Raw genomic sequence first — 25,920 nt, 5'->3', positions numbered from 1 at the left:
CTCTAATGTCGACCCGCTGGATCAGGTTTCCAACCGAAGGGATGGCTATGTCCACCGATGCTTGGGGTTTTGAGACCCGTCAGATCCACGCTGGGCAGATCCCCGACGCCGAGACAGGGTCTCGGGCCCTGCCTATCTACCAGACCACGAGTTACGCGTTCCGGGACGCGGCCCACGCCGCCAACCTGTTCGGCCTCGCTGAAGTGGGCAACATCTATACCCGGATCATGAACCCCACCCAGGCGGTGCTCGAGGCCCGAGTGGCCTCCCTGGAAGGTGCCCCCGACACGGCCCTGGGTATTCCCGGTGCGCTGGCGGTGGCGAGCGGCCAAGCGGCGGAGACACTGGCCATCTTGAACCTCGCCCATGCTGGCGACCACCTGGTTTCCTCGACCTCGCTCTACGGCGGCACCTACAACCTCTTCCACCACACGCTGCCCAAGTACGGCATCGAGGTGAGTTTCGTGGCCGACCCCGACGACCTCGATCAGTGGCGGGCTGCGATCCGGCCGAACACCAAAGCCTTTTTTGCCGAGACCATCGGGAACCCGCGCAACGACGTCCTCGACATCGAAGGGGTAGCCGGGGTGGCCCACGAGGCGGGCGTTCCCCTCATGGTGGACAACACCGTGGCCACGCCGTACCTCATCCGCCCGCTTGAATGGGGTGCAGACATCGTGGTGCATTCGGCCACCAAGTTCCTCGGCGGCCACGGCACCTCGATCGGTGGCGTGATTGTGGACGGGGGCACATTCGACTTCGGGGCGGGCGACAAGTTCCCTGGCTTCACCGAACCGGACCCGAGTTACCACGGCTTGAAGTTCTGGGAGGCCCTCGGGCCCGGCGCTTTTGTTCTGAAGGCGCGCGTGCAACTGCTGCGCGACCTCGGCGCGGCCATCAGTCCCTTCAACGCCTTCCAGATTCTGCAGGGCATCGAGACGCTCAGCCTGCGTATGGAGCGCCACTTCGAAAACGCCGACAAGGTGGCTGCCTTCCTCAGTACCCACCCGCAGGTCGAGTCGGTGTCCTACGCCGGGCTGGAGGGTTCTCCCTGGCACGAGCGGGCGAAGCATTACGGCCGGGGGCGCGGCTTCGGCTCGGTGCCGGCGTTCATGATCAAGGGAGGCAAGCAGGCCGGCCAGCGCTTCGTGGAGGCGCTGGAGTTGCACAGCCATGTAGCCAACATCGGTGACGTGCGTAGCCTGTCCATCCACCCCGCCAGCACCACCCACTCGCAGCTCACCGAAGAGGAGCAGGCCACCACCGGGGTACATCCCGGTTTGGTCCGGCTGTCGGTGGGCCTCGAGTCGATCGACGACATCCTGGCCGACCTGGAAACCGGCTTCCGGGCCGCCAAATAACCAGGCCGTCGGGCCGCGGTAGAAGGTCCGCGCGCCCGAGGGCCAGCCGCTTCGTGCGGTTGCCCCGTCGGGGCTTCGCCTCGCCGCGCGTCGCTGCGCGACACTGGGGGCTTCGCTGACGGATCGTCGGGTCCGTCTTCATCGCGGGGAGTGCTGTCTATGACCACGACGTCGGTTCCAGCGGTGGAGGGGTGGTTCACCACGTCCACCGAGCCTCATCTTTTGGGCACTCGCTGCACCACCTGCGGCACGGTGTTCTTTCCGAAGGCCAGCGGTTTCTGTCGCAATCCCGTGTGCCGGGGCCGCCAGTTCGACGAGGTTGAGTTGTCCTCCACGGGCACCGTCTGGAGTTATACCGACGCCCAATACCAGCCGCCCCCTCCCTTCATCCCTCCCCCCGGCGAGGTCTACGAGCCCTTCGCCATCGCGGCGGTGGAGTTGGCCGCCGAGCAGGTGGTGGTCCTCGGTCAGGTGGCCAAGGGCTATGGCGTGGAGGACCTGTCGGTGGGGGCGGAGGTGGTGCTCGTGGTGGAACCGCTCTACGAAATCGACGGCGTTGAGCACCTCATCTACCGCTGGAAGCCGGTGGCCTCATGACCCCGCCGGAGAGTGTGGCGGTGCTCGGTGTGGGTATGCACCCCTGGGGCAAGGAAGGCCGACCGTTTGCCGATTACGGGGTAGACGCCGCCCTGGCGGCGCTCGATGACGCGGGCGTTGCGTGGAGCGATGTGCAGTTCGTGGCCGGTGGCGAGACGGTTCGCAACGGCTACCCCGGCTATGTGGCGGCCGCCACGATCACCCAGGCTCTGGGCTGGAACGGGGCCCGGGTGGCCTCCTGTTACGCGGCGTGTGCTTCGGGGGTCACGGCGTTGGATGCGGCCCGCTCTCGGATCTTGGCGGGGTTGTGCGATGTGGCACTGGTAGTGGGGGCCGATACCACCGCCAAGGGGTTCCTGGCCCCGGTGGCGGGTGAGCGCTGGGACGACCCTGACTGGCTGCGGTTCCGTCTCCTCGGCGCCACGAACCCCACCTACTTTGCGTTGTGGGCCCGTCGCCGGGTGGATCTCTATGGCGCCACGGTGGCCGATTTTGCCCGAGTGAAGGTGAAGAATTCGAAGCACGGGCTGCACAACCCGAACGCCCGCTACCGCAAAGAGGTGACCGAGGCGGAGGTGTTGGCGAGCCCGATGGTGGCCGATCCCCTCCACCTCTTGGAGATCTGCGCTACCTCCGACGGTGCCGCCGCGGTGGTGCTCACGTCGATGGCCTACGCCAAGAGTCACGGCGTGACCTCGCCAGTGCGGGTGCGGGCGGTCTCCACCGTCACCCCCCGTTTCCCGAACACGGTGATCGAGATGCCCAACTTCGCCACCGACTCGGCGGCCGCCCTGGCCCCCCCGGAACTGAGTTTTCGCGACTCGATCGCGGCGGGGGCCTACGAGGAGTGCGGCATCGGCCCCGACGATCTGAGCCTGGCGGAGGTGTACGACCTTTCCACGGCGCTGGAACTTGATTGGTACGAGAACATCGGGCTTTGCAAACAGGGCGAGGCCGAGCGTCTCTTGAACGACGGCGACACCACCATTGGGGGCCGCATCCCGGTGAATCCCAGTGGTGGTCTGGCCTGCTTCGGGGAAGCGGTGCCGGCCCAGGCCATCGCCCAGATCTGTGAGGTCACCTGGCAGCTACGCGGGCAGGCCCAGGGGCGCCAGGTGGAAGGGGCTCAGGCGGGCCTGACGGTGAACCAGGGCCTCTTCGGCCACGGCAGCGCGGTGTTGCTCACGACGTAACGCCCGGCGTGGCCGGCTCGGGCGGTGAGAGGAGCGGGCGGGCGAGGTCAGGCGAGCCAGCGGCTGAGCGACTCGATGACGCAGGCGGGTTTGTCCTGGTTCTCGACCTGGATGGTGATGGTGATGGTGGTTTGCACGCCCCCGGCGATCTCCTCGACGGCGGTGATTTCGGCGCCGCCTCGCACCCGACAACCCACCGGCACGGGACTGGGGAAGCGAACCTTTCCCGTGCCGTAGTTCACTCCGGCGGAGGCCCCCGGCACCGCCAACAGTTCGGGAAGAAACAGGTTGGACAGCGCCAGGGTGAGATAGCCGTGGGCGATGGGACCGCCGAAGGGGCTCTCGGCGGTGGCCCGCTCCACATCCACATGGATCCACTGGTGGTCGCCGGTGGCCTCGGCAAAGAGGTTCACCCGCTCCTGGGTGATGGGAATCCAGTCGGTCCAGCCGAGGTGTTGCCCGGTGGCGCCCCGCAGGTCGTCGAGGGTTGCGAAGGTGGTGACCATCGTTACGCCCGCTGGCTCGATACGGACACGATCTCACCGGTCATGTAGGTGGAGTAGTCGCTGGCCAAAAAGGCGATCACCGTGGCGATCTCCCAGGGCTCGGCGGCGCGCCCGAACGCCTCGCGCTGGGTGAGTTCATCGAGTAACTCATCGGTGGTGACTTTGGCCAGGAAGGCGTGCATCGCCAGCGACGGCGCCACCGCGTTGATCCGCACGCCATGCGGGGCCGCTTCCACCGCCGCGCAGCGGGTGAGGGCCATCACTCCGGCTTTGGCCGCCGCGTAGTGGGCCTGGCCCGCTTGGGCCCGCCATCCGAGGACGGAGGCGTTATTCACGATCACGCCGCCGCCGGCGGCGTAGAGGTGGCGCAGGGCGGCACGCATGCAGCGCATGGTGCCGGTGAGGGTGATGTCGAGCACCTTGTTCCACTGCTCATCGGTCATATCCACGAGGTCGGCGGTGCCCCCCAGACCGGCGTTGTTCACCACCACATCGAGCCGACCGTGGGTGGCGACGGCACCGTCCACCATGGCCTGCACCTGGGCTTCCACGGTGACGTCGCATACGAAGGTGGCGGGCCGGGCGCCGCCGGCGAGCGCCGTCATTTCGTCGGCGGCCTCGTTGAGGCGGCGTTCGTGAGCGTCGCTGAGCACCACGGTGGCGCCCTCCTCTACACAGCGGAGGGCCGTGGCATGGCCGATGCCGGTGCCGGCCGCGGCGGTCACGAGGACGATTTTATCGGCCAGGAGGTTCCGGCCGGGCGGGGGAGTGGGTGCGGTCACGAAGTTCTCCGGTTCTGGGAAGGCTCAGGCTCCCGGCGCGAGCGTAGGCGTCGGCTCATCGGCTGGGTTCCTTGGGGAGCCCGAGGGCCCGTTCGCCGATGATGTTGCGTTGAATCTGGTTACTGCCGGCGTAGATCGTGTCGCTGCGGCTGAACAAGAACAGGCGCTGGAGGCGACTGAAATCGGCGTCGTCGCCGGTGCGGATCATGGCGTGGGGTCCAACCACATCCATGGCCAACTCGCCGAGATCTCGATGAAGGGTGGCCCAAAACAATTTTGTGATCATGGCCGCCGGAGGGGCTTCGTGGGCGGAGGACATGATCCGCATGGCGTTGAGCCGCATCAGTCGGAGTCGGATCCACGTGTCGAGCAGGCGTTGGCGGATAACCGGATCGGCCACGCGACCATTGTGTTGGGCCAGGGCGAGCACTTCGTCCCATTCGTTCAGGAACATCAGGTTTTGCCCCAGGGTGGAAGCGCCCCGCTCGTAGGCGAGTGTGCCCATGGCTACCCGCCAGCCGTCGTCGATGGCGCCCACGACGTGGTCGGCTTCGGTGGTGGCTCCGGTGAAAAACACTTCGTTGAACTCGGAGTCGCCGGTGAGTTGATGGATGGGGCGGGTCTCGATGCCGTCTTGGTGCATGGGCACGAGGAGGTAGGAGATGCCTTTGTGTTTGGCGACGCCGCCGTTGGTGCGGGCCAGCACGAAACACCAGTCGGCCCAGTGGGCCTGGCTGGTCCATACCTTTTGCCCGTCGATCACCCATTGCCCGTCGGCGATATGGGCGCGGGTTTGGATGTTGGCCAGGTCGGAGCCGGCACCGGGTTCGCTGTATCCCTGACACCACAGCTCGGTGCCGGCCACGATGCCGGGAAGGAACCGCTGGCGCTGGGCCTCGGTGCCGAAGGCGATCAGGGTGGGCCCGAGCAGTGTTTCGCCGATGTGACCGATCCGGCCGGGGGCGCGGGCCCGGGCGTACTCCTCGAAGTAGACGACCTGCTGATGGAGGGTGAGACCGCGGCCGCCGTACTCGGCGGGCCAGGCCACGCAGGTCCAGCCGTGGGCGCCGAGGTGGCGTTCCCAGGCTAGGCGTTCGTCGAAGAGGCAATCGTCGTCGCCGGGCCCGCCGCGGCCTCGTACGGCGGCGAAGTCGGAGTTCAGCGCCTCCTCCAGGAACGTACGGATTTCCGTTCGGAACGCTTCGTCTTCGGGGCTAAAGCGAAGGTCCATGGGGCGAGACGCTATCGCCGGGTCTGACGGGTCGTCAGATCTCCTGGGAGGCGACGACCATGCCGGCATCGCCGCTGTCGGCGCGTATCAGGGTGCGATAGAGGTCGGCGTAGAGGCCACCGCGGTCGAGGAGGTCCAGGTGCGAGCCCGCCTGCACGAGGTGGCCATTGTCGAGCACGAGGATGAGGTCGGCGGCTTGGATGGTGGAGAGACGGTGGGCGATCACCAGGCTGGTGCGGCCAACCAACGCCACCGCGAGCGCCTGCTGGATGAGGTGCTCATTCTCGGAGTCGAGGTGGCTGGTGGCTTCGTCGAGGATCACGATGGCGGGGTCTTTGAGGAGCATCCGAGCGATGGCGAGTCGTTGTTTCTCGCCCCCGGAGAGGCGGTAGCCGCGCTCACCCACCAAGGTGTCGAGCCCGGCGGGCAGGGAGGCGACGAGTTCCTCGATCTGGGCGGCCCGGATGACTTCCCGAACCTCGTCGTCGGTGGCTTCGGGCCGTCCGTAGCGCAGGTTGTTGCCGATGGTGTCGTGGAAGAGATGGGCATCTTGGCTCACCACTCCAATGGCGCGACGCAGGCTGTCTTGGGTGAGGTCGCGCACGTCGTGGCCGTCGATGCGCACGGCCCCGCTCGTGGTGTCGTAGAGGCGGGGAACGAGTTGCGAGAGGGTGGTCTTGCCGGCCCCTGATGGGCCCACGAGGGCAACGAGTTGGCCGGGTTCGATCATGGCCGACAAACCACGGATCACCATCGGTGGCGGTTCGTTGGGGGTGGGACGGGGGCTGATGGCTTCGAGGCTGGGCACGATCGCTGCGTCGGGGTAGGCGAAGCGGATGTTGTCGAACTCGATGCGCCCGAGGGGACCGACGAGGTCGACGGCACCGGGGCGATCGGGGATCGGGTTGGGGGCGTCGAGTACCTCGAACACGCGCTCGAAACTCACGAAGGCCGTCATGATGTCGACGCGAGCGTTGGTGAGGGAGGTGAGCGGTCCGTAGACGCGACTGATGAAGATGACCAGCGCCAGCAGCGTGCCGATGCTGACCGAGCCGGATACGGCCAGCAGACCACCGATCCAGTAGACCGCCGCTCCGGCCAGTCCCCCCACCAGCCCGAGGGCAACGAAGAATGTGCGCCCGTACACCGCCGACCGCACCCCCACCTGCCGCACGGCGTCGGCCCGGCGCGCGAAATCGGCGGTCTCGTCGTCGGGGCGGCCGAACAGCTTCACGAGAAGGGCACCGGACACGTTGAACCGCTCGGTCATCGTGGTGTTCATGGACGCGTTGAGATTCATTTGGTCACGCGTGAGTTCTTGGAGCCGATGGCCCACGCGTTTGGCGGGGAAAATGAACAGCGGCAGCAGCACCAAGGCGATCACTCCAAACCGCCAATCGAGCAGGACGATGGCGGTGCCGTTGGCCAGCAGCGTGACGATGTTGGACACCACCGAGCCGAGGGTGCCGGTAAGGGCTCGCTGGGCGCCCATTACGTCGTTGTTGAGACGACTGGTGAGGGCCCCGGTCTGGGCCCGGGTGAAGAACGACATGGGCATTCGCTGCACGTGATCGAACAGCGATACCCGCAGGTCGTAGATCACTCCTTCGCCGATCCGAGACGACACGTACCGCTCCACGAGAGCCAGTGCGGCATCGACGATGACGGCGAGCACCACGAGGCTCGCCAGCAGGTGGAGTAGGCCGCGGTTCTTCTCGGGGATGGCCGTGTCGATGATGGCCCGGAACAGGAACGGGGGGGCCAGGCTCACCACCGCCGCCGCCACGATCACCACGAGAAAGGCCAAAAGTGCCGTCCGGTAGGGTCGGGCGAATCGCCACACTCGGCGCACGATGATGCGGTTGAGTTGGACGCCCTCCACTGCTGCGGGGTCGCTACCGATCATCGTGTGGGGGCCGCCGTGACGCATCTACCCAGCGTACGGAGCCGGAGCGAAAACTGATCGGTGGGGCGTGCTGCCCGGCACCAACCCGACCATCGGGCGGAGCGCCTGCGATGGCTTTCCCTTAGTATTCGTAGTAACATGTATGCATGACTAAGCAGATAAATACACTTCCGACACTGGCCGAGTACACCTCGGCTGTCGGCGTTCTCAAACTGCTGGCTGACACCACTCGCCTTCGACTGCTCCATGTGCTCACGGCAGGCGAACAGTCGGTCGCCGACCTGGCCGAGGCGGTTGAGGCCGCTCCGGCAGCGGTATCTCAACACCTCGCCAAGCTGCGCCTTGGCGGTCTCGTCCTCACCCGCCGAGAGGGCAACAGAGTCTTTTACAGCCTGATCAACGAACACGTTGGGAAGCTCGTACGGGAGGCCTTGCTCCAAGCCGATCATCTGGTCGGTGGTGCGCTTCACCACTCCGTCGGGACGTCGTCGTGAGCGAGGAGCATCCGGCCGGACACGGTGAGCCCCCCGGCCACCGCCACGACGGGATGCACGAGCACGATCACCCCGAGACTCATGACCACCCCACTGGACTCCGGGGTGTGCTCTACGAGATCTTCCGTCCACACAGTCACGATGCTGCGGATTCGCTCGACACGGCCCTGAAGTCCAGCGAGCAAGGCATCCGGGCAGTGAAGATCTCCTTCCTGATCCTCCTGGCAACCTCGATCATCCAGCTGGGCATCGTCGCGGTGACTGGTTCGGTGGCTCTGTTGGCGGACACCATTCACAACTTCTCGGACGCCCTGACTGCCATCCCGTTGTTCTTGGCCTTCAAGTTGAGTCAACGGCCCAGCAATCGCCGCTACACCTACGGCTACGGACGCGCTGAGGACCTGGCGGGCATCTTCATCATCGTGATGATCGCCGGATCCGCCCTGGTGGCCGGCTGGCAAGCGATCGAGCGATTGATCGACCCGCAACCGATTACCCATCTGTGGGTGCTGTTCACCGCCGGCATCGTGGGCTTCCTCGGCAACGAGGTCGTCGCGCTCTACCGGATACGGGAAGGCAAGACGATTGGCTCGGCAGCTTTGGTCGCTGATGGGTACCACGCCCGAACGGATGGGTTCACGTCGTTGGCGGTGGCCTTTGGCGCCATCGGCGTCGCCCTGGGCTTCCCCCGGGCTGACCCCATCGTGGGACTGCTGATCTCGGTGGCGATCTTCGTGGTGCTCGCGTCCGCTACCAAGCAGGTCTACGCCCGCTTGATGGACGCCGTTGATCCGAAGATCGTCGGCGAGATCGAGCACCAAAGCGAACACGTCGATGGCGTCATCAGGGTCAGCAACGTTCGCGTGCGCTGGGTCGGTCATCGTCTGAGCACGGACCTGACCATCGAGGTCGACGGCACCCAGAACGTGGCTCGAGGGCACGAGATCGCCACTGCGGTCCGCACCCGGCTCACCTCCACGGTCGCCCACCTCGACGAGGCGACCGTTCACGTTCACGAATCGGCCCATGCCGAACACGCACACTCGTAGCATCCCGTCTGATCAAAAGCGCGCGGCACGGCGCGGGTCGGCGCCGGTCCTGGTGCTCTCGGCCACCGTCCTGTCGGCCTGCAGCCGCAATGACAACGCCGCCCCCACCGCCGCCCCCACCGAGCGCCAGATCCCGACGACCCGGGCGACCGCAACGACTACCGTGGGTTCCCTGGCCGACTTCGTCATCGCTCGGGCGATTTCCGGCCTGAGTAAGGAGTAGCTCTCATGCGGTTCGGAATTGTTGGGGGAGGCATCGGCGGCCTCACCTCGGCGTTGGTTATGGCGCGCCGCGGCCACGATGTGGCGGTCTTTGAGCGGTCTTCGGCGATTCGCGAAGTGGGTGCCGGAGTTCAGATCAGTCTGAACGCTGGGTGTGTCTTGCGCTCGCTCGGCTTGGGCGATGCCTTTGACGCGATCTCGGTGCATCCCGAGCGGATGGTGTTTCGCCGTTGGGAAGACGACTCAATCATCCGAGCCAACGACTTCGACGAGGCGTTCGCCGACCAGTACGGCATGCCGCTGGCGAGCGTGGCCCGCACAGACCTCATCGAAATCCTCGCTCAAGCAGTTGCTGCTGTGCCCACTATCAACGTGTCGCTGGCTAGCCGCGTGACACACGTTGAGCCGGGCGACGACGCCTCGACGATCTCCGTGAGCGTTTCGCAGGTTGGTCGCCAGAACTCCTTTCGATTCTGGATCGTGTTGAAGAACCCGTTTTTCGTTGGGCCCTGTACGACCGCGAACCGCTCGAGCAGTGGGGCATCGGCAGCACAACGTTGCTCGGCGATGCATGCCACCCGGTGCTTCCGTTCATGGCGCAGGGGTCATGTCAAGCAATCGAAGATGCCCCGATTCTCGCACGTTGTCTCGACGACGTTCACGCCGGTGACGGCCCCGACGGCGCCGCAGCCGTTGCTGCGCTGCGCCGGTACGAAACCGCGCGGCAAGGCCGAACTGCGCGCGTACAAACCACGTCGTTCATGAACCGAGATCTGTTTCATAGGCCGGATGGGCCGATGCGGCAGGGCCGTGATGAGTTCTTGGCTAGTGGAGTCGCAGGTTTTGGACCCCTCGAGTGGGTCTACAGCTACGACCCACTCACAGCGGCCATCTAGAGGAGCCCCTTGGTTCGTCAGCGCTCGCCGATGGGGCCGACCACGATCCACGGGTGCGGCAAGCCCGCTCGTCCGGTCTCACCAGAGGTCTCCGGAGACGTGATCCCGTTCGACGCCGATCGGCGTTCTGAGTACCAACGCAGAGGCCCTGGTCGATTGACCCAGACCTTCTCACCTCTGTTGAGTTCGAAAGAACGACAGGTGGCGGAGAGCGTGGGATTCGAACCCACGGTGAGCCGAAACCCACAACGGTTTTCGAGACCGTCCCATTCGTCCGCTCTGGCAGCTCTCCGCTGCGCAGGGTACTAGGAGGACGGAGGCGGTATCCAAGACCTCAGAGGCGACGGGTGGCGAAGAACTCCCCGAGAAGGGCGGTGGAGGCCGCCGCCTCGACTCCGTGGACTACCTCGACCTCGTGGTTGAGGCGAGGATCGACACACAGATTGTAGAGGGTGCCGCACGATCCGTTCTCCGTGTTGGCCGCCCCGAACACCACGCGTTGTACCCGAGCGGCGAGGAGGGCCCCGGCACACATGGGGCAGGGTTCAAGGGTGACCACCAGGGTGGCCCCGGTCAGCCTCCAGGTACCGAGTACCTCGGCGGCGGCCTGGAGGGCCAGCACCTCGGCGTGGGCGGTGGGGTCGTGGCGCAGCTCACGCTCGTTGCCGGCTTGGGCAATGATCTGTCCGTCGTGGACCACGACGGCGCCCACGGGAACATCGCCGCGAGCGCCCGCCGCTCGGGCCTGCTCGAGGGCGAGGGCCATGGCATCGGCATCGGAGACGAAGGCAGGCATCGGGGGCAGGGTATCGGGGGCAGGCAGGGCGGAGCCTGCCGGCCGGCGTCAGGGAGCCTTCACCACGAGACCGGTCAACCATTGGCACACCGTGTCGATGACCTCGGTGTCTACCGGTTCGGCGATTTGGCGCGGGTAGTCGGCCAGGGTCGGCGGGGCGGGGTCGTGGCGCAGGAGGTGGGTGAGATCGGCGGGACGGAGGGTGCGACACGGTCCCGGCACGGCTTCGGCCATGGTGGTGAGGTCGTCAGGGTCGACCTGCAGGTCCTTGTCACCGGTGATGGCAAGCATGGGGCCGCGTACCTCGAGCAGGTCCGGTTTCGGGTTGTAGTCGAGGAACTGTCGGAGCCACCCGGCGTTGATGGACACCCCAGAAACTTCGGCCACGTTGGTCGAGGTTGCTCGGATCTGGCGCTGCGCCTCCTCGGCCTGCTCGAGGATGGCGGCGGCATGGGCCGCTTGGCTCTGGCCTTCGCCCGGTTGCGACGATCGGCCGATCAACCGGGCTTGGCGCAGCAAAACGTCGCGGCCGAGTTGCGCCGAACCCGCCAGCAGCACGGTGGCGCACGGTGCTGGCCGGAGCGCGCCATCAGCGGCCAGTTGGGTGGCGTGGAGCGCTCCTTCGGAGTGACCGATGAGCACCATCTTTTGGGTATCGACGCGAGGGTCCGCCGCCATTGCTAGCCATGCCTGTCGGGCGTCGGCGTAGTTGTCGGAAAAGGTGGCGTCCTTCCAGTCGTGGTCATCGGCAACGCCTCTCCGGTCAAACCTGACCGACGCCATTCCCGCCACCGCCAGGGCTTCGGCCAGGGCGAGCTGAATCCCCAGCGGTGCCCCGGGCGCATTGCCGTCGTGATCGATCGGTCCGGAGCCGGGGAGGAGCAGCGCGGTGGCCCACGGCGGGGGTGATCCAGGCGGTGAGCACAAGAGGGCGGGGAGCACTCCTGTGGCGATCGCCAAGTCGAAGGGGTGTGACGCGAACGCGGCGGTCACAGAGATTTCTGGAGTTCCTCGGCGATGGCGGCGGCCTGCGCGCTGCCGATGAGAATGTCGGGGGAATCACTTCCGGCCCGGCCGGTGAGCCGCAGCGCCGGCTCGCCCCGTTTGACCGAAACCAGCACCCGTTTATTGCGGCTTCGGTAGGTGCCGGCCTTTCGGTAGCCCGGCAGGCTAAAGCCGGGGGAACGCATCCCATGCACCGCCGCCACGCCATCCGGGGCAACGGTCACATCAGCGATGTCGGCCCGAGGTACGTCGATGTCTCGGAGCATGCCCGCAATTTTCTCCCAGCGGGAGAAGTGCACTGACACCGCTTTATCCGTCACGGTTATCGACGCCATGGGACGGTTCTTTCCGAGTACGAGAGGAGCCTGACGGGAACGGGAGCGTAACACCGGATTTTTCGTAATGGGCGGGATCAGGTTCCCCGAATCACGGCGCTGGTGGGGGGTGGATAACCGGAGGGGATGGTGGCTCCAGAAGTAGCGGGACAGGTGATCCCGTGCGACGCCGACCCACGTTCTGCGCAGCGACGAAGAGGCCCTGGTCGATTGACCCAGGGCCTCTTCGGTTGGGTTCCAACCTGACCAACTTGGCGGAGGGAGTGGGATTCGAACCCACGGTGAGTTGCCCCACACACGCTTTCCAAGCGTGCCGATTCGGCCGCTCTCGCACCCCTCCTCGGAAGCACCCAAAGGTGCGCCCAGGACCAATAGGGTTCAAGGGTGACCACCAGGGTGGCCCCGGTCAGCCTCCAGGTACCGAGTACCTCGGCGGCGGCCCGGAGGGCCAGCACCTCGGCGTGGGCGGTGGGGTCGTGGCGCAGCTCACGCTCGTTGCCGGCTTGGGCAATGATCTGTCCGTCGTGGACCACGACGGCGCCCACGGGAACATCGCCGCGAGCACCCGCCGCTCGGGCCTGCTCGAGGGCGAGGGCCATGGCATCGGCATCGGAGACGAAGGCAGGCATCGGGGCAGGGTATCGGGGCAGGCAGGGCGGAGGCTGCCGACCGGCGTCAGGGAGCCTTCACCACCAGATTGGTCAACCATTTTCGCGATAGCGCGTCCTTCTGAAAGGTGGTCCCCGTGAAACCTGCTCGTCGTCGCCTTGGCTTGTCCGGCATGGCTTGGAGCCGTCGCCGATCGGGTACCCACCGATGCCGTCGTTGACCTTGCCCGTGCAGGTTTCCGGCACGGGTATGGTGCAACGGTGGTGAGTAAACCGGTTGAGGATAATCTGCATGCCGCGGTGCTCGAGCGCTTACGTTCCGGCGGGCACCTGTACACGAGTGGCCGGCGGCGGTTGGTGTCGTTGCTGATTGCCGTTCCCCGTCCGGCCACGCTGCCGGAGCTGCTAGCGGGCCAAGCGGACTTGGCCCAGAGCTCCGTGTACCGGAACCTGGCGGTGCTAGAGGAGGCGGGGATCGTCACTCGAATCGCAGGTAGCGGTGAGCATGCTCGCTTTGAGATGGCCGAGGATCTCATCGGCCACCATCACCACCTGATCTGTACCGCGTGTGGCCGAGTGGACGACTTCACGGTCTCGTCCGCGGTGGAGCAGACGGTGGACAAGGCGCTGGCGAGGGTCGTCAAGGCGAACGGCTTCGTGGCGACGGCCCATCGCTTGGATCTGCTCGGTGTGTGCGCCGCGTGTCATGCGGCGCGCTAGCCGCCACCACCTTCAGTCGGGAGATTCCGGACGGTGCCGTCGGCCCCGTCGACGGCCATCGCCGCGTGATCCGGGCACCAACATCGTCACCTGGCCTGGTCGAGAAACGGGCGTGCGACCCACCGCAAGGGGCGGGAGGCAGTACCGGTGGTCAGCGGGGCAGCAGGGGCGCCGCATCCTGAGCCGGCGGCTCGGATGCGGTGACGGGATGAGCGCGACTTGAGTGTGAGAGGGCTCGTCTCGCCGCCGCGATCGATGCCACGATCGCGAAGGCCGCGATGGCGGTCAGCACGATGGTGCCGCCCGAGGGGGTGTCGGACTCAAAGGAGATCCAGATGCCGGCCACCGACTCGGCCACTCCGAGGGTCACCGCCACGGTAACCGTGGCACGGAAGCTGCGGGCGACGAGCTGAGCAGTCGCCACCGGGACGATCATCAGAGCGCTGATCAGCAACAGGCCCACCACCCGCATCGACACCACCACGGTGATCGCCGTCACGAGGGCCAGGGCAAGGTTGATGGCCAAGACCGGGAGACCGGCCGCTCGGGCGAACTCCTCGTCGTGGCTGACCGCGAACAGATACCGACCGAGGCCGATCGTCACGGTGAGCACCACGGCACTGAGGACAGCGAAGGTCACAATGTCGGCTCTGGTCGTGGTCGTGATGGCGCCGAAGAGGTACGCGTTGAGGTTGCCAGGCGTTCCGCCCGGGGCCAGGGAGATCACCACGACACCCCCCGCGATCCCGCCGTAGAAGAGGATGGCGAGCGCTACATCGCCGCTGGTACGTCCTCGATATCGGATCACTTCGATGGCCACTGCCCCCGCCGCCGCGAAGGCCAGTGCGGTGAGCACCGGAGCCCGCCCCGTCACCACCCCCACCGCGACACCGAGGATCGCCACGTGACCGAGCCCATCGCCGATGAGCGCGAGGCGACGCTGCACGAGGTGCACGCCGACCGTCGGGGCGGTGAAACCTACGAGGATCGCCGCCGCCAGCGCCCGCTGCATGAAGTCGTACTTGAGCATGCTCAGCCGCCCAGACCGAACCGACTCGAAAGTGGAGGCGCGTCGAGGTGGTGGTGATCGGGATCATGCACGTCTCGATCGCGTGGGGGGCCGTCGTAGGCGATGCGCCCCGCCTGCATGAGGACGACGCGGGTGATGATCGGCGCCGCCGGGCCGAGCTCGTGGGCTACCAAGAGGATCGTGGTCCCGGCTTCCGCCAGCCGCTGCATCGTTGTGGCGAGAGCCTGCTGGTTCTCGGCATCGACGCCCGCGCCGGGTTCGTCCAGGATCAAGAGCTCGGCATCAGACGCCAGCGCTCGGGCAACCAAGACCCGTCGCTGCTGACCGCCTGATAGCTCGCCGACGAGCGCTCGTTCATGGCCGGCCAACCCGACGCGCTCGATGGCCGCACTGACCATGGCCCGTCCCTCCGGTGTGTCGCGGCGCCAGCGCAAGGATCGCGAGAGCCGACCCGAGCTCACGACCTCGCGTACGGTGGCCGGAATGCCGGTCGCCAGCGTGTGCCGCTGAGGCACATAGCCCACGCGCCATCGATCGCGGAGATGATCGATGGGCGTGCCGAAGATGTGGATGCGGCCACCTTGGTGTTGAGCGAGCCCCAGCACCCCTCGCACGAGGGTGGACTTACCCGAGCCGTTCGACCCCAGGATCGCAACGACTTCGCCCCGGTTGATCGAGAGGTCGATCCCGTCGATGACCGCCTGGCCGTTGTAGCCGATCCGGGCAGCAGCGAGCTCGAGGACTGGCCCCGTCGGAGTCGGGGTCAGGAGCAGTCTTGGCCCCGACGAAGGTTGGCAAGGTTCGAGGCCATCACCTCAAGGTAGTCACTTCCCTGGGACTCGTCGTTGAGGCCCTCCAGCGGATCGAGCACGTCGGTGTCGACCTCCGCCTCGGCGGCGACCGCTTTGGCGATGTCCGGGCTGACAAGGGTCTCGAAGTAGATGGTCTGGACGTCGTTCTCCTCGACGAACTGCGTGACGGCGGCCAGGTCGGCGGGGGAGGGCTCCTCCTCGGGAGTGAGCCCGGTGATGCCCACCTGGACCATGCCGTAGCGATCGGCGAGATAGCCGAAGGCGTTGTGACTAGTCACGACGTTCTCGCTGGTGCAGTCCGCCAATCCGGTTTTGAAGTCGGCGTCCACGTCCTCAAGACGGTCGGTCAGACTGGCGAGGTTCGCCTCGAAGTCGGCGGCGTGCTTCGGATCCCTCTCGCTCAGTTGCTCAGCGAAGGCCGTCGCGACCGCGGCGAAACGTGCTGGGTCGAGCCAGAAGTGGGGATCCACCGCCCCGGCCTCGTCGGTCTCCTCCTCGCCTTCCTCGATCGGCGTGTAGGTGAGGCTCAGGTCGGCCCACTCCGCCGCGTCGAACACCGCGGCCTGGTCGGCCTGGGTGACAGCCTCATCCACCGCGGGCTGGAATCCGCTCAGATAGACGACAAGGTCGGCATCGGACACCGCCGCGACGTCCGACGGCGTGAGCTCCAGATCATGCGGCTCGGCGCCGGGGGGGGTGAGGTTGCTGACCTCCACGTGTTCGCCGCCCACCTCCTCGGCCATCCATGCCAGGGGGTAGAACGACGCGCTGAGCCGCATGGCGCTTTCCGAGCCTCCGGTGGTCTCCGGCGAACCGTCGGTGTCTTCACCACAACCAGCCAGTACGGCGAGCAGCGACAGGACTGTTGCAGCCACGGCAATGCGACGAGAAAAGAGCATAGGAATCATTCTTATAGAAGTGAGAGTCGTTGTCAAAGTGAGATACAGGAATAGTTCTTACTCCTATATGAGGGCCACGTCCATTGCCCCCATGATGGTTACTGGGAAGAGCGTTGGTACCGCGCCGACACGTCGGAGGTGGGCAATCTTCAGTTTGTGGTGGGGAACCCGGACGGGTATCTGCTTCGCCATTTCAGGATCTCGGGCGACGCGCCGGCGGGGATGGGCGTTGCGATCATTGTCGGGCGCGCGAGCCTGGTTGGCGTGATGGTCGTCGAGGAGCTGACGGCGACGTGTCGGGCGTCTGGATGGGACCAATCGGGTGGTTCCCGCTCCTTCGCGTCGAGACCACCACCGATGTCACCAGCGGTGTCGTTCGCTGGTTCCACCACGACCAACTCGGATCTACCCGCAGCATCCGATCGATTCGATCCGCATCCTTCCAACGGGGAACCTACCGACACCGCCCTTACCGCCACCACGAAGAGCACGAGGAGCCTGAGGACTGCGGGAGCGGGTAGTGGCGAGCGCGGGTGCTGACTCGATGAGTGACCAGACCATGAACGCCGCCGCGTTGCACCTACTGGCGAGGGTCGAGATCGTCGCCATCGTGGCGTACTTCGCCGCAACGGCGGATTCCGATGGGCTGCTGATCGCCCTGGTGCTCTCCATGATCGTTTGGCCGATCAGCCTTCTGGCCCCCATGCGGTGGAGTGGTCAGATCAGCGAGCGGGCCTACCTCCGGCGCAGCGGCATGTTCTTGCCGGGGTTCCTCGGACTCGCCGTCGGGGCCTTCGGCGCCGCTCAGGGCTCGTCGTTCCCGGCGGCGGCTCTGATCGTGGGATTCGGAACTGCCCACATGGCTGCGATCTTGCTCTACTTGGGTCCGCAGCGCTCTGACGTTCGCGGTCTCACCCCGTGGATCGGTGCCTGCCTGTTCGGCATCGCTGGAGTCCTCGCCGATGGCCCCGGGTCGCTCGGATGGAACACTCCGACGTTCTTCCTCTACGGCCTGGTCGGCTCGCTCACGATGCTGCGCTTGACCTCGGCGAGTCTCAGCGACGCGGGCACCGCCGTCAGTTGAGGCCGCCGGTGAGGGTGGATCGGCGGGTTCGGGTGAGGAGGCCGTCGATGACGCCGTTGAGGGCGTCGTCGTCGAGTTCGTTGATGGCGGCGAGGCGGTCGCCGAGGGCGTTCTCGGGGGCACGGAGGGGTCGGCGGGGGACGTCGTCGAACACGAGGTGATAATGCACAGGGCCAACATCCTCCCTGTGGGCCAATCGAGCTATGCGGCACCGGCCGCGTGTTGAACGACGTTTCGCAATGGGTGGCCCGTCATCCGGTGAAATAGTGGGCTGGGAGTACAACCAGCCCTTCGAAGCGCTCATGACCCGACACGGCAAGCCGGCGCTGATGGTGGCTCCAGAGGTCGCCGGAGATCCGGTCTCGTCCGATGCCGGTCCAGCTCGGCCTACCAACGAAGAGGCCCTGGTCGATTGACCCAGGGCCTTCTCGGTTGGGTTCCAACCTGACCAACCTGGCGGAGGGAGTGGGATTCGAACCCACGGTGAGTTGCCCCACACACGCTTTCCAAGCGTGCCGATTCGGCCGCTCTCGCACCCCTCCTCGGAAGCACCCAAAGGTGCGCCCAGGACCAATGAGGCTATCGTGTCCCACGGTCCGCTCTCGCATGTGGCGGTCGGGTCCTGTGCAACTTCAGTCCGTGAACCGAGTCAGGGCCGGAAGGCAGCAGCTCTCAGCGGAGCCTGCGGTGTGCCGCAGATCACCTGGCCGTCACATCCGGGAGCGGGCCGCTTCGCGCCCCCATTAGGGTCGCCCCCATGGCCGACGGATATCAGGCGCTCTACCGGCGCTATCGCTCCAAACGCTTCAGCGAGTTGCGAGGGCAGGACCATGTGGTTCGGGCCCTGCGTACCGCGGTGGACGAGGGCCGGGTTGGTCACGCCTATCTTTTCAGCGGCCCCCGGGGTACCGGCAAGACCTCCACGGCGCGGATCCTGGCCAAGGCCCTGAACTGCGAGCACCCGCTCGATGGTGAGCCCGATGGAACCTGCCCGAACTGCCTTGCCGTAGACGACGGTCGCATCGTGGACTGGCTGCTGGAACTCGACGCGGCATCGAACAATGGCGTGGCCAACATCCGCGATCTGATCGAGCGCATTCCTCTCGGTACGTCGGGCAACCGAAAAGTGGTGATTCTCGACGAGGTGCACATGCTCAGCACCGGTGCCGCCAACGCCCTGTTGAAGTCGTTGGAGGAGCCGCCATCCCACGTCGTGTTCATCCTCTGCACCACCGACCCCCAGAAGGTGCTGCCCACGATCCGTAGCCGCACCCAGCACTTCGAGTTTCATCTTCTCCTGGCCAGTGAGTTGGCCGATCACGTTCGCTTCGTCATCGAAGACGCCGGCCTGGACCTCGGCGAAGACGCGGTGGAGTACGTCGTTCGCCACGGCGGCGGTTCAGCCCGAGACACCCTCTCTGCCCTCGACCAAGTATCAGCCATGGGAGGGGTGGTGGAGGAAGGCCAACCGGTGGAGGCCATCGTGGCCGCCCTGGTGGCCCGTGATGCGGGGGCGGCGTTGGTCGCGGTGGCGGACGCCACCGCGGCGGGCCGGGATCCGCGTGTCCTGGGCGAGGTGCTCATTGCTCGTCTGCGTGACGCGTTCCTTTCCGTGATGGGGGCCCCTGATCGCCATTTGCCCGATGTCGATCTCGTCAAGGCGGAAACCCTGGGCAAGGAACTCGGGGCGGCCGGGCTCACCCGCGCCCTCGAGGTGCTCGGCGACGCGCTGGTGGAATTGGCGAGGAAGCCCGACCCCCGCATTGTGTTGGAGGTGGCCCTGGTTCGGCTCTGCCGCCCCGATGCCGACCGCTCACTCGACTCCATCTACGAGCGGCTCGAACGGCTCGAACGCGCTGGACCCTCATCCCCGGGCGCCCCCGCCCCGGTGTCATCGGACCCAGCGGTGTCGGCACCGCCCGCCTCCGGGCCGGCTGCCGCTGCGCGCGACGAGTTGGCCCGGGTCACGGCCCGAACGCCTCGCGCCCCCGTGAAGAAGGCCACCGCCCCGGCGGTGACCCCCGCCCCGGCGGTGACCCCCGCCCCGGCGGTGACCCCCGCCCCGGCGGTGACCCCCGCCCCGGTCCCGGCTGCGGCGGCGTCGGTGCCCGAATCCGCCAATGCCGGGGCGCCTCGTGCCGCCCTCGATGCAGCCGGGCTCACTGCCGCGTGGAGCCAGGTGTTCGATGGGCTGAAGGGGGGCACGAAAGGGATCTTCCGCGACGGGGAGATCACCGACGTAGACGGCAGCACCGCGGTGCTCGCCCTGCCCAAGGGCCCTCCGGCCGATCTACTCGAGCAGCGTCGCCCCGAGGTAGAGGCGGCCCTCGCCGCCCACTTCGGGTATCCGATCACACTGCGCTTGGTCATCGGCGACCCCCATCGCCCAGCATCGGCGGCCGGTGCGCCGCTGGCGGCCGCCGCGACCGACGATGACGACGATGTTCACGATGTCGATTCCCTCGAGGACGCGCCGCCGGCTGGTAACAGTGCCCAACGCCTCAGCGTCGCCTTCCCCGGCGCGGAGCTCGTAGAAGAACCATGATCCGCGCCGCTGGCCTCTACGCTGCCAGCGTGGATGACCAGCCTGACGGTGACCTGCCCGCCAACGATCCCCGCGAGTCGACGGCCGTTGGCCTCCCCGACTTCGCCGGCCTGTCCGGAGATGGTCTGGGTGGCCTGCTCGAACAGGCGCAACAGATGATGCAGGCCCAACAGGATGCCTCCGAGCAAGAGGTGGAAGGAGTGGCCGGAGGTGGCGTGGTGCGGGTGCGCACCACCGGCACGGGTCAGGTGCTCGGTGTGTCCATTGCGCCCGAGGTCGTGGATCCGAACGAGGTCGAGATGCTCGAAGATCTGGTGGTGGCGGCGCTCCATGACATGAACACCAAGTTGCTGGAGATCCAGCGTGCGGCAATGGGCCCGCTCGGCAACCTATTCGGCGGATGACAAGCGTCTACGCCCAGCCCGTTCAGGAGCTGATCGACGAACTCGGGCGCTTGCCGGGAGTGGGCCCCAAGTCGGCCCAACGGATTGCCTTTCACCTTCTCAAGGTGGAGAAAGTAGATGCCCTCCGGTTGGCCACCGCCATTATCGAGGCCAAGGATCGTGTGACGTTCTGCCAGCGGTGCTTCAACATCGCCGAAGGGGGGATGTGTGCCCTCTGCGCCGACGATCGTCGAGACCCCACGATCCTTTGTGTGGTGGAGGAACCGCGCGACATCGTGGCGGTAGAAAAGACGCAGGAGTATCAGGGCCGGTACCACGTGCTCCAGGGCGCGATCAGCCCCATCGACGGAGTGCGGCCCGAGCAATTACGGATTCGCGAACTCTTGGCGCGCATCGACGGCGAAAATGTGCAGGAAGTGATCCTGTGTACCAATCCCAACCTCGAAGGCGAGGCCACCGCCATGTATCTGAGCCGACTGCTTCGAGGCCTCGTCCCCAAAATCACCCGCATAGCCAGCGGACTTCCCGTGGGCGGCGACTTGGAATATGCCGATGAACTCACGCTCGGCCGGGCCCTCGAAGGCCGTCGCGAGGTCGACGGCTAACCCTGCGGCTGGCTGCCGAGGTGGCGGCTACTCCTCGCCGGGGGAGCCCCTGCGGTGCAAAACCACCATGGCTCCCACCGCCGCCATCACCGACGCGAACAGGATGCCGATCTTGCTGTCGGACTGGCTGGGTGGATCGATGAAGGCCAAATCGGTGATGAACAGCGCAACGGTGAAGCCGATCCCGGCCAGGATGGACACCCCAAAGATGTGACGCCAGTTCACGCCGTCGGGTAGGCGCCCCAGGCCCCACCGCACCGCCAGCCAGGAGGCGCCGAAGACCCCCACCATCTTCCCCACCAAAAGGCCGAGTACAACCCCGATGGTGATGGGCGAGCCCACCGCATCGCGCAGCGCAGGGCCAGTGATAAGGATCCCGGCGTTGGCCAGGGCGAACAGCGGCAGGATGAGGTAACTGCTCCACGGGTGCAGCGCCCCGCTCAGGCGCTCAGTGACCGACACCGACTCCCGCAGTTCGAACCGCACTTGGCGCAGGTCCTCGGAGGTTACCGCAGTGTCGGTGGACAGACGCTGGGCGATTTGCTCGGCTTCGGGCGCAGGAAGAAGGGGCCGCGCCGGTGCCAGGAGCCCCAGGATCACCCCGGCGATGGTGGCGTGGATCCCCGATTCAAAGGTGGCCCACCAAATAGCGGTGCCCAGCACCACATAGACCGGCAGGTACCAGACTCGGGCCCGGCGCAGAAGCACCACGAGGACGAGGCCTAGGACCGCACCCATCAGCCAGACCATGTTGATTTGGTCGGTGTAGAAAATCGCAATGACGGTGATCGCCCCGATGTCGTCTACGATGGCCAGGCTCAAGAGCAGGACCTTGAGTGACGAGGGTATGCGGTCGCCCAGGAGAGCCAGGACCCCCAGGGCGAAGGCGATGTCCGTGGCCATGGGAATGCCCCAGCCCCCGATGCCCGGTCCGCCCCAGTTCACTGCCACATAGATGAGGGCGGGCACCACCATGCCGCCCGCCGCCGCCAATACCGGGAGGCTGGCGTTGCGGCGATCGCTGAGTTCCCCCACCACGATTTCCTGCTTGATTTCCATCCCCACCACGAAGAAGAACAGGGTCATCAGCCCGTCGTTGATCCAGTGTCCGATGTCGTTGGACAGCTGGTAATTACCGATCGTGAGCGAAAGGTTCGTGTTCCACAGGGCGGTGTAACTCGCCGCCCAGGGGGAGTTTGCCCACACCAGGGCGATGATGGTGGTACCGAGAAGCACGAACCCCCCGGCGGTTTCCACCCGAAGAAATTTCGCTAGCGGGCGTCCCACGGTGCGGGCGAGGCGGGCATCCCCATGGACCCAGGTGGGGCGGGCGGGCGGCGGCGGAAGGCTCATACGGGTGGCGTTTCGCCACGCTGTCTCGGCCAGCGACGAGGTTGGGGAACGACCGTCGAGAGTCTAGCGGTCACGTCGCCGGCGCGATCCCGACCACGAGGCGTACCGCGGTGCCCTCCGCCGTGGCGGAAAAACTCACATCGTCGGCCAGACGCCGCATGAGGGGTATGCCCAGGCCCCGCTCGTGACGCAGGCGCTGCGGGTCGTCGGCGGCCGGTATCGAAGCGGTGGGGGCGGGGGGCACGAACCCGCCCCCATGGTCGGTGACGGTCACCGCCACACCGTGCGCACCCAACTCAACGACGATGCGAATGGGCTGCGGGGATTCGCGGACGCGCTCGCTATCCACGGCGTTGGCGCACGCCTCGGATACCGCCAGGGCTAGGTCGTCCATCTGGTCGGTGGAGAGGGATCCTTCGGACAGGGCAGCGTTGGCCACGACGAGCCGGACGAGCGCGAGGTAGTGGCTCAGCGGCGGGATGGTGAGTTCGACGGTAGACACGGCGATCAGCCCGGTCCCGGTCCGGCGGCAACGGCCGCCGCCACGGTCGATTCGATCGGCAGGGCCTTGTTGAGGCCGGTGATCTCGAAGACCCGGGCCAGGATCTCGCGGGTGGACACCAGCCGAAGATCGCCCCCCAGGGATCGCGTGCGCTTGAGGGCGCCGATCACCACGCCCAGGCCGGTGGAGTCGATGAAGTGCACTTGATCAAGGTCGAGAATGAGGTAGTGGTGACCGTCGGTGACCGCCCGGAGGAGGTGCTCTCGTAAGCGAGGGGAACTGGCCACGTCGACATCGCCGAAGACCCGCAAGACCGTCCAGCCCGCTTGCTCCTCTTCCACCACCTGCAGGTCCATCACGGGCAACTTTACCGGACTGCCGGGGAGAGATCACGGGAACATTCCGTCGATGGTCCGGGCGCAGTCACTCCACGCGCATCGTGGCCGTGGAGCGCAGCCTGCGGTGGCCGAGCAGGGCACCCACGAGGGGGATCGACGTGGGCAGGTCGTAGGCGATGGTCACCTTGACGCGCGACCCTGGGCCCGCCCGGCCCATGACGGTGACCTCTAGGCGATCGGGGTCGAGCCCACTGGAGGCGATGGCGGCCCGCCGGGCGGCATCGGGGGCAGCATCAGTGGCGGCGGCGCGCGCCGCCTCCCGGGAGGCGTGCGTGACCCGCACGATGTCGCGACCGGTGAGACCGATCTCCAGCACCATGAGAACCACGAGGAGAATGATGGGCAACAGCAGCGCTAGTTCCACTGACGCTTGCCCCTCCTCTCGGGAGGCGAACACGCCGCCACGGGGCATCAGGTCACCTGGGAGAGCACTTGGTCGAGGACCGAGTTGAGGAGCCGGGCGATCTTGTCGGTCTTGGTGGCCCAGGCCACGAAGAGCAAGGCGACGCCGGCCGCTCCGAGCAGTACGAGGGCGTACTCCGCGGTGGACTGGCCCCGGTCGTTGGTGAGGCGTCGTTGGAGACGAGTGGTGCCCGTAAGCACGAGGAGTTGGATGGACACCAGGGTCCGGAGCATGAGGTTGACCTCCATGGGTCAGGTGGGTTGGTTCAGGACGGCAGCGCCCGCAAGGACGCCACGAGAAGGGGGACGATGGTGAGCAACGCGAACGCCGGCAACGTGCACATCACCAAGGGGCCGAGCAAACGCACGGGCACCCGACGCGCCTGCTGTTCGGCCGCCCGCCGACGGTCGAGACGAAGTTCCAGCCCGAGCCGTTCGAGGCCTGGCACCAGGGGCACGCCGTAGCGGAGATGATCAGCGAGGAGGTGGGCCAGGGCCAGCGCCCGGTCGCCGAGGGGGGTGAGGGCATCCACGATGGCCTCGGCCCGACCCCGCCCGCCCACCGCCGAGGCCTCGGCCTCCGCCAGCGCCACGCCCACCGGGGACCGCAGGTGTGGCGCCACTAAGCGGTGGGTGAGGGGCAGGGACAAGCCCGCCCCGCTGCCGAGAAGCAGCAGATCCACCGCGTCGGGTAGTCCAGCGGTGACGAGCCGGGCGTGGACGCGCCGCGCCCGGACCCCGATGAGGTGACCCCGGAGGGCCACCGCCACCGGCACCACCAGGGCGAGGGGAGGGCTGAGGAGGCCCACCATCACCATGGCGCCGCCCAGGGTTACCCAGCGTCGGTGGGTGGACCTTGGGGTGGCAGGCCGGGCGGTGGTCCGCGCTGTCGGGGCCAGCCCGGCTCGGGGGAGCGGCGGTAGGGCTGCCCACACTGCGGCGGCCGCCAGCGCGCCCGCCGCCAGGGCGATCACCAGGCGCTCCGCACGATGCGGCCCATCCAGGCCGCCCCGAGGGCATCCAGGCCCGCTCCGGCGACGAGGCACCCAACGCCGAGGGGGGTGGTGAACAGCACGGCCGCCGCCCCCGGCTCGATCGTGGCCACCAGCGCCGTGAAGACCACCGGAGCGACCGCCAGCACCCCAGCCGACGCCCGGGCCTGGGTGGCCAGGGCCCGTGCCTCGGCCTGGAGTTCGCGTCGCTCGCGCAGCGTGGCGGCTACCCGATCCACGGCGCGCGAGGTGGCCCCACCGGCCTGCCGGGCCAGGTCGAGGGCTGCGGCCACGAGGCGTACATCCGGTGAGCTACCGGGAGTGGTGGCCCAGCGCTCCAGTTCGGCCTCGAGAGGGGCACCGTGGCGCAGCGCCAGGGCCAGCGGGGTGAGCTCGATGGCGAGAGGAGGGGGAGCGCCCTGCGCCGCTTCCATCAGAGCCGGACCAAGGGCCAATCCCGCCCGCAGGCCTGAAGCAATCCGTTCGAGGAGTTCGGGGAGTTGCCCATCGCGGCGGGCGGCGGTGGCGCGACGTTGCAGACGCGCCCAGCACCGTTCCAGGGGCTCCGGCATGGCTCGCAGGAGGGGGGTCGGGGCGGCCGCGCCCGGAGCGGAACGGGGTGCGGGCCGCGGGAGGGCCCCAACGAGCAGGAATGGGCTGGCCGCCCCGAGGCCCACCCACCAACCCTTCATGCACACCACCGCTTGTCGGGGGCGTCTACGGCGGCGCGAGGCGGGCGGATGGGGAGGTGGTGGACCCCATCGCCATCGGCGAGGAGGCGGATCCGGGGCCCGTCGCCGGCGCAGGGGTCCACCACCTCCCCCACGGCGGTGATGCCGCGTGCACCCCCGCCCAGTCGAGACACCTGCACCACCAGATCCAGGGCCGAAGTGAGTTGATCGCGCACGGCGGCCAACGGGAGATCGAGGCCGGCGGAGAGGACCATGATCTCCAGGCGACGCAATGCATCAAGGGGTGAGTTGGCGTGGCAGGTGGAGAGCGACCCTTCGTGGCCGGTATTCATGGCCCACAACATGTCGATCGCTTCGGCTCCCCGAACCTCGCCCACCACGATGCGGTCGGGGCGCATTCGCAGTGCGTTGTGCACCAGGTCTCGGATGGTGCCCGCGCCAAGGCCATCGGCGGTGGCCGGGCGGGCTTCGAGCCGCACCACATGGGGCCCGGGGAGCCGA

At 67.1% G+C, this 25,920-nt stretch carries 31 protein-coding genes, 3 tRNA genes, 1 other RNA gene and 2 pseudogenes; 15 read left to right on the top strand and 22 right to left on the bottom strand.

Going from position 1 to position 25,920, the window contains the following annotated elements:
• The first annotated feature begins 47 nt into the window (after positions 1-47).
• From EXQ71_04855 to EXQ71_04845, 3 genes are all read left to right on the top strand, one after another.
• On the top strand, positions 48-1,361 hold the full coding sequence (locus EXQ71_04855) for a bifunctional o-acetylhomoserine/o-acetylserine sulfhydrylase (protein ID MSO86831.1): 1,314 nt from the start codon (positions 48-50) through the stop codon (positions 1,359-1,361).
• A 159-nt stretch (positions 1,362-1,520) separates the two neighbouring features.
• Positions 1,521-1,958 (top strand): benzoylsuccinyl-CoA thiolase, encoded by a 438-nt coding sequence (locus tag EXQ71_04850; GenBank protein ID MSO86830.1) that lies wholly within the window; start codon positions 1,521-1,523, stop codon positions 1,956-1,958.
• Positions 1,955-3,151: a lipid-transfer protein gene (locus EXQ71_04845; GenBank protein MSO86829.1), complete on the top strand. Its 1,197-nt coding sequence runs from the start codon at positions 1,955-1,957 to the stop codon at positions 3,149-3,151. Before EXQ71_04850 ends, EXQ71_04845 begins: the two co-directional genes overlap by 4 nt.
• Before the next feature lie 47 nt (positions 3,152-3,198).
• Here EXQ71_04845 and EXQ71_04840 read toward each other — a convergent pair whose 3' ends face one another.
• Genes EXQ71_04840 through EXQ71_04825 form a run of 4 tightly spaced genes read right to left on the bottom strand, consistent with a single transcriptional unit; the run spans position 3,199 to position 7,576 of the window.
• A complete protein-coding gene (locus EXQ71_04840; GenBank protein MSO86828.1) occupies positions 3,199-3,657 on the bottom strand; it encodes a MaoC family dehydratase in 459 nt (152 codons plus the stop codon).
• A gap of 2 nt (positions 3,658-3,659) precedes the next feature.
• The gene (locus EXQ71_04835; protein MSO86827.1) at positions 3,660-4,439 is read right to left on the bottom strand and encodes an SDR family oxidoreductase; all 780 of its coding nucleotides are present in this window, start codon (positions 4,437-4,439) and stop codon (positions 3,660-3,662) included.
• Between the two features lie 55 nt (positions 4,440-4,494).
• A complete protein-coding gene (locus EXQ71_04830; protein ID MSO86826.1) occupies positions 4,495-5,670 on the bottom strand; it encodes an acyl-CoA dehydrogenase in 1,176 nt (391 codons plus the stop codon).
• A 34-nt stretch (positions 5,671-5,704) separates the two neighbouring features.
• Positions 5,705-7,576, bottom strand: a complete 1,872-nt coding sequence (locus tag EXQ71_04825; GenBank protein MSO86825.1) for an ABC transporter ATP-binding protein — start codon at positions 7,574-7,576, stop codon at positions 5,705-5,707.
• A 146-nt stretch (positions 7,577-7,722) separates the two neighbouring features.
• On the opposite strand from EXQ71_04825, the gene EXQ71_04820 reads away from it, so the two are divergent.
• From EXQ71_04820 to EXQ71_04800, 5 genes are read left to right on the top strand one after another with little or no spacing between them, the layout of a single operon-like run.
• On the top strand, positions 7,723-8,070 hold the full coding sequence (locus EXQ71_04820) for a transcriptional regulator (GenBank protein MSO86824.1): 348 nt from the start codon (positions 7,723-7,725) through the stop codon (positions 8,068-8,070).
• Positions 8,071-8,123: 53 nt separating this feature from the next.
• The gene (locus tag EXQ71_04815; GenBank protein MSO86823.1) at positions 8,124-9,119 is read left to right on the top strand and encodes a cation transporter; all 996 of its coding nucleotides are present in this window, start codon (positions 8,124-8,126) and stop codon (positions 9,117-9,119) included.
• On the top strand, positions 9,097-9,342 hold the full coding sequence (locus tag EXQ71_04810; protein MSO86822.1) for a hypothetical protein: 246 nt from the start codon (positions 9,097-9,099) through the stop codon (positions 9,340-9,342). The genes EXQ71_04815 and EXQ71_04810 overlap by 23 nt, the downstream gene beginning before the upstream one ends.
• 5 nt (positions 9,343-9,347) lie before the next feature.
• Positions 9,348-10,106, top strand: coding sequence for a hypothetical protein (locus EXQ71_04805; protein ID MSO86821.1), 759 nt, complete (start codon positions 9,348-9,350; stop codon positions 10,104-10,106).
• Positions 9,812-10,237: a hypothetical protein gene (locus EXQ71_04800; GenBank protein MSO86820.1), complete on the top strand. Its 426-nt coding sequence runs from the start codon at positions 9,812-9,814 to the stop codon at positions 10,235-10,237. Before EXQ71_04805 ends, EXQ71_04800 begins: the two co-directional genes overlap by 295 nt.
• A gap of 202 nt (positions 10,238-10,439) precedes the next feature.
• Here the strand turns inward: EXQ71_04800 and EXQ71_04795 are convergent.
• The 6 genes and pseudogenes from EXQ71_04795 to EXQ71_04770 form a co-directional block, all read right to left on the bottom strand.
• Positions 10,440-10,529 (bottom strand) — tRNA-Ser (locus tag EXQ71_04795).
• Positions 10,530-10,571: 42 nt separating this feature from the next.
• Positions 10,572-11,003 (bottom strand): nucleoside deaminase, encoded by a 432-nt coding sequence (locus EXQ71_04790; GenBank protein ID MSO86819.1) that lies wholly within the window; start codon positions 11,001-11,003, stop codon positions 10,572-10,574.
• A 78-nt stretch (positions 11,004-11,081) separates the two neighbouring features.
• Positions 11,082-12,026 carry an alpha/beta hydrolase gene (locus EXQ71_04785; protein MSO86818.1) on the bottom strand — a complete coding sequence of 315 codons (945 nt, stop codon included), beginning with the start codon at positions 12,024-12,026 and terminating at the stop codon, positions 11,082-11,084.
• The gene (locus EXQ71_04780; GenBank protein ID MSO86817.1) at positions 12,023-12,373 is read right to left on the bottom strand and encodes a hypothetical protein; all 351 of its coding nucleotides are present in this window, start codon (positions 12,371-12,373) and stop codon (positions 12,023-12,025) included. Before EXQ71_04780 ends, EXQ71_04785 begins: the two co-directional genes overlap by 4 nt.
• A gap of 252 nt (positions 12,374-12,625) precedes the next feature.
• Positions 12,626-12,713 (bottom strand) — tRNA-Ser (locus EXQ71_04775).
• A gap of 34 nt (positions 12,714-12,747) precedes the next feature.
• Positions 12,748-13,002: pseudogene (locus EXQ71_04770) on the bottom strand (nucleoside deaminase).
• 123 nt (positions 13,003-13,125) lie between these two features.
• On the opposite strand from EXQ71_04770, the gene EXQ71_04765 reads away from it, so the two are divergent.
• Positions 13,126-13,701, top strand: a complete 576-nt coding sequence (locus tag EXQ71_04765; GenBank protein ID MSO86816.1) for a transcriptional repressor — start codon at positions 13,126-13,128, stop codon at positions 13,699-13,701.
• A gap of 151 nt (positions 13,702-13,852) precedes the next feature.
• Here the strand turns inward: EXQ71_04765 and EXQ71_04760 are convergent, their stop codons facing one another.
• Genes EXQ71_04760 through EXQ71_04750 form a run of 3 tightly spaced genes read right to left on the bottom strand, consistent with a single transcriptional unit; the run spans position 13,853 to position 16,442 of the window.
• A complete protein-coding gene (locus EXQ71_04760) occupies positions 13,853-14,731 on the bottom strand; it encodes a metal ABC transporter permease (GenBank protein MSO86815.1) in 879 nt (292 codons plus the stop codon).
• Between the two features lie 2 nt (positions 14,732-14,733).
• The gene (locus EXQ71_04755) at positions 14,734-15,504 is read right to left on the bottom strand and encodes a metal ABC transporter ATP-binding protein (GenBank protein ID MSO86814.1); all 771 of its coding nucleotides are present in this window, start codon (positions 15,502-15,504) and stop codon (positions 14,734-14,736) included.
• Positions 15,495-16,442 (bottom strand): zinc ABC transporter substrate-binding protein, encoded by a 948-nt coding sequence (locus tag EXQ71_04750; protein ID MSO86813.1) that lies wholly within the window; start codon positions 16,440-16,442, stop codon positions 15,495-15,497. The genes EXQ71_04755 and EXQ71_04750 overlap by 10 nt, the downstream gene beginning before the upstream one ends.
• Positions 16,443-16,547: 105 nt before the next feature.
• Between EXQ71_04750 and EXQ71_04745 the strand changes: the two are divergent.
• Together EXQ71_04745 and EXQ71_04740 are read left to right on the top strand one after the other, a co-directional pair.
• Positions 16,548-16,637 (top strand): annotated as a pseudogene (locus tag EXQ71_04745) (VOC family protein).
• Between the two features lie 349 nt (positions 16,638-16,986).
• Positions 16,987-17,526 (top strand): hypothetical protein, encoded by a 540-nt coding sequence (locus EXQ71_04740; protein MSO86812.1) that lies wholly within the window; start codon positions 16,987-16,989, stop codon positions 17,524-17,526.
• Between the two features lie 454 nt (positions 17,527-17,980).
• On the opposite strand, the gene EXQ71_04735 is transcribed toward EXQ71_04740, so the two are convergent.
• Positions 17,981-18,068, bottom strand: a tRNA-Ser gene (locus tag EXQ71_04735).
• 71 nt (positions 18,069-18,139) lie between these two features.
• Here EXQ71_04735 and ffs point away from each other — a divergent pair.
• The 4 genes from ffs to recR all read left to right on the top strand — a co-directional run bounded on the left by ffs (position 18,140) and on the right by recR (position 21,080).
• Positions 18,140-18,238, top strand: an RNA gene (gene ffs, locus EXQ71_04730) — signal recognition particle sRNA small type.
• A gap of 45 nt (positions 18,239-18,283) precedes the next feature.
• The gene (gene dnaX, locus EXQ71_04725; protein MSO86811.1) at positions 18,284-20,071 is read left to right on the top strand and encodes a DNA polymerase III subunit gamma/tau; all 1,788 of its coding nucleotides are present in this window, start codon (positions 18,284-18,286) and stop codon (positions 20,069-20,071) included.
• The gene (locus EXQ71_04720) at positions 20,068-20,475 is read left to right on the top strand and encodes a YbaB/EbfC family nucleoid-associated protein (GenBank protein ID MSO86810.1); all 408 of its coding nucleotides are present in this window, start codon (positions 20,068-20,070) and stop codon (positions 20,473-20,475) included. The genes dnaX and EXQ71_04720 overlap by 4 nt, the downstream gene beginning before the upstream one ends.
• Positions 20,472-21,080, top strand: a complete 609-nt coding sequence (recR, locus tag EXQ71_04715) for a recombination protein RecR (protein MSO86809.1) — start codon at positions 20,472-20,474, stop codon at positions 21,078-21,080. Before EXQ71_04720 ends, recR begins: the two co-directional genes overlap by 4 nt.
• Positions 21,081-21,107: 27 nt before the next feature.
• Here recR and nhaA read toward each other — a convergent pair whose 3' ends face one another.
• The 8 genes from nhaA to EXQ71_04675 all read right to left on the bottom strand — a co-directional run.
• Positions 21,108-22,433 carry a Na+/H+ antiporter NhaA gene (gene nhaA / locus EXQ71_04710; GenBank protein ID MSO86808.1) on the bottom strand — a complete coding sequence of 442 codons (1,326 nt, stop codon included), beginning with the start codon at positions 22,431-22,433 and terminating at the stop codon, positions 21,108-21,110.
• A gap of 70 nt (positions 22,434-22,503) precedes the next feature.
• Positions 22,504-23,079, bottom strand: a complete 576-nt coding sequence (locus EXQ71_04705) for an ATP-binding protein (protein ID MSO86807.1) — start codon at positions 23,077-23,079, stop codon at positions 22,504-22,506.
• On the bottom strand, positions 22,941-23,291 hold the full coding sequence (locus tag EXQ71_04700; GenBank protein MSO86806.1) for an anti-sigma factor antagonist: 351 nt from the start codon (positions 23,289-23,291) through the stop codon (positions 22,941-22,943). Before EXQ71_04700 ends, EXQ71_04705 begins: the two co-directional genes overlap by 139 nt.
• Positions 23,292-23,358: 67 nt before the next feature.
• Complete coding sequence (locus EXQ71_04695; protein MSO86805.1) at positions 23,359-23,745, bottom strand: hypothetical protein; 387 nt, start codon at positions 23,743-23,745, stop codon at positions 23,359-23,361.
• Positions 23,745-23,984 (bottom strand): DUF4244 domain-containing protein, encoded by a 240-nt coding sequence (locus EXQ71_04690; GenBank protein ID MSO86804.1) that lies wholly within the window; start codon positions 23,982-23,984, stop codon positions 23,745-23,747. The genes EXQ71_04695 and EXQ71_04690 overlap by 1 nt, the downstream gene beginning before the upstream one ends.
• Before the next feature lie 17 nt (positions 23,985-24,001).
• Positions 24,002-24,709, bottom strand: a complete 708-nt coding sequence (locus tag EXQ71_04685; protein MSO86803.1) for a hypothetical protein — start codon at positions 24,707-24,709, stop codon at positions 24,002-24,004.
• Positions 24,706-25,299 (bottom strand): hypothetical protein, encoded by a 594-nt coding sequence (locus tag EXQ71_04680; GenBank protein ID MSO86802.1) that lies wholly within the window; start codon positions 25,297-25,299, stop codon positions 24,706-24,708. The genes EXQ71_04685 and EXQ71_04680 overlap by 4 nt, the downstream gene beginning before the upstream one ends.
• 116 nt (positions 25,300-25,415) lie before the next feature.
• Positions 25,416-25,920: CpaF family protein (locus tag EXQ71_04675; GenBank protein ID MSO86801.1), on the bottom strand; the 505-nt coding region annotated here is incomplete at its 5' end.

Source organism: Acidimicrobiia bacterium (assembly GCA_009694375.1).
GTDB lineage: Bacteria > Actinomycetota > Acidimicrobiia > Acidimicrobiales > VFJN01 > VFJN01.
Note: the sequence above shows the minus strand (reverse complement) of the source record. Positions and strands in the feature narration are given on the sequence as shown.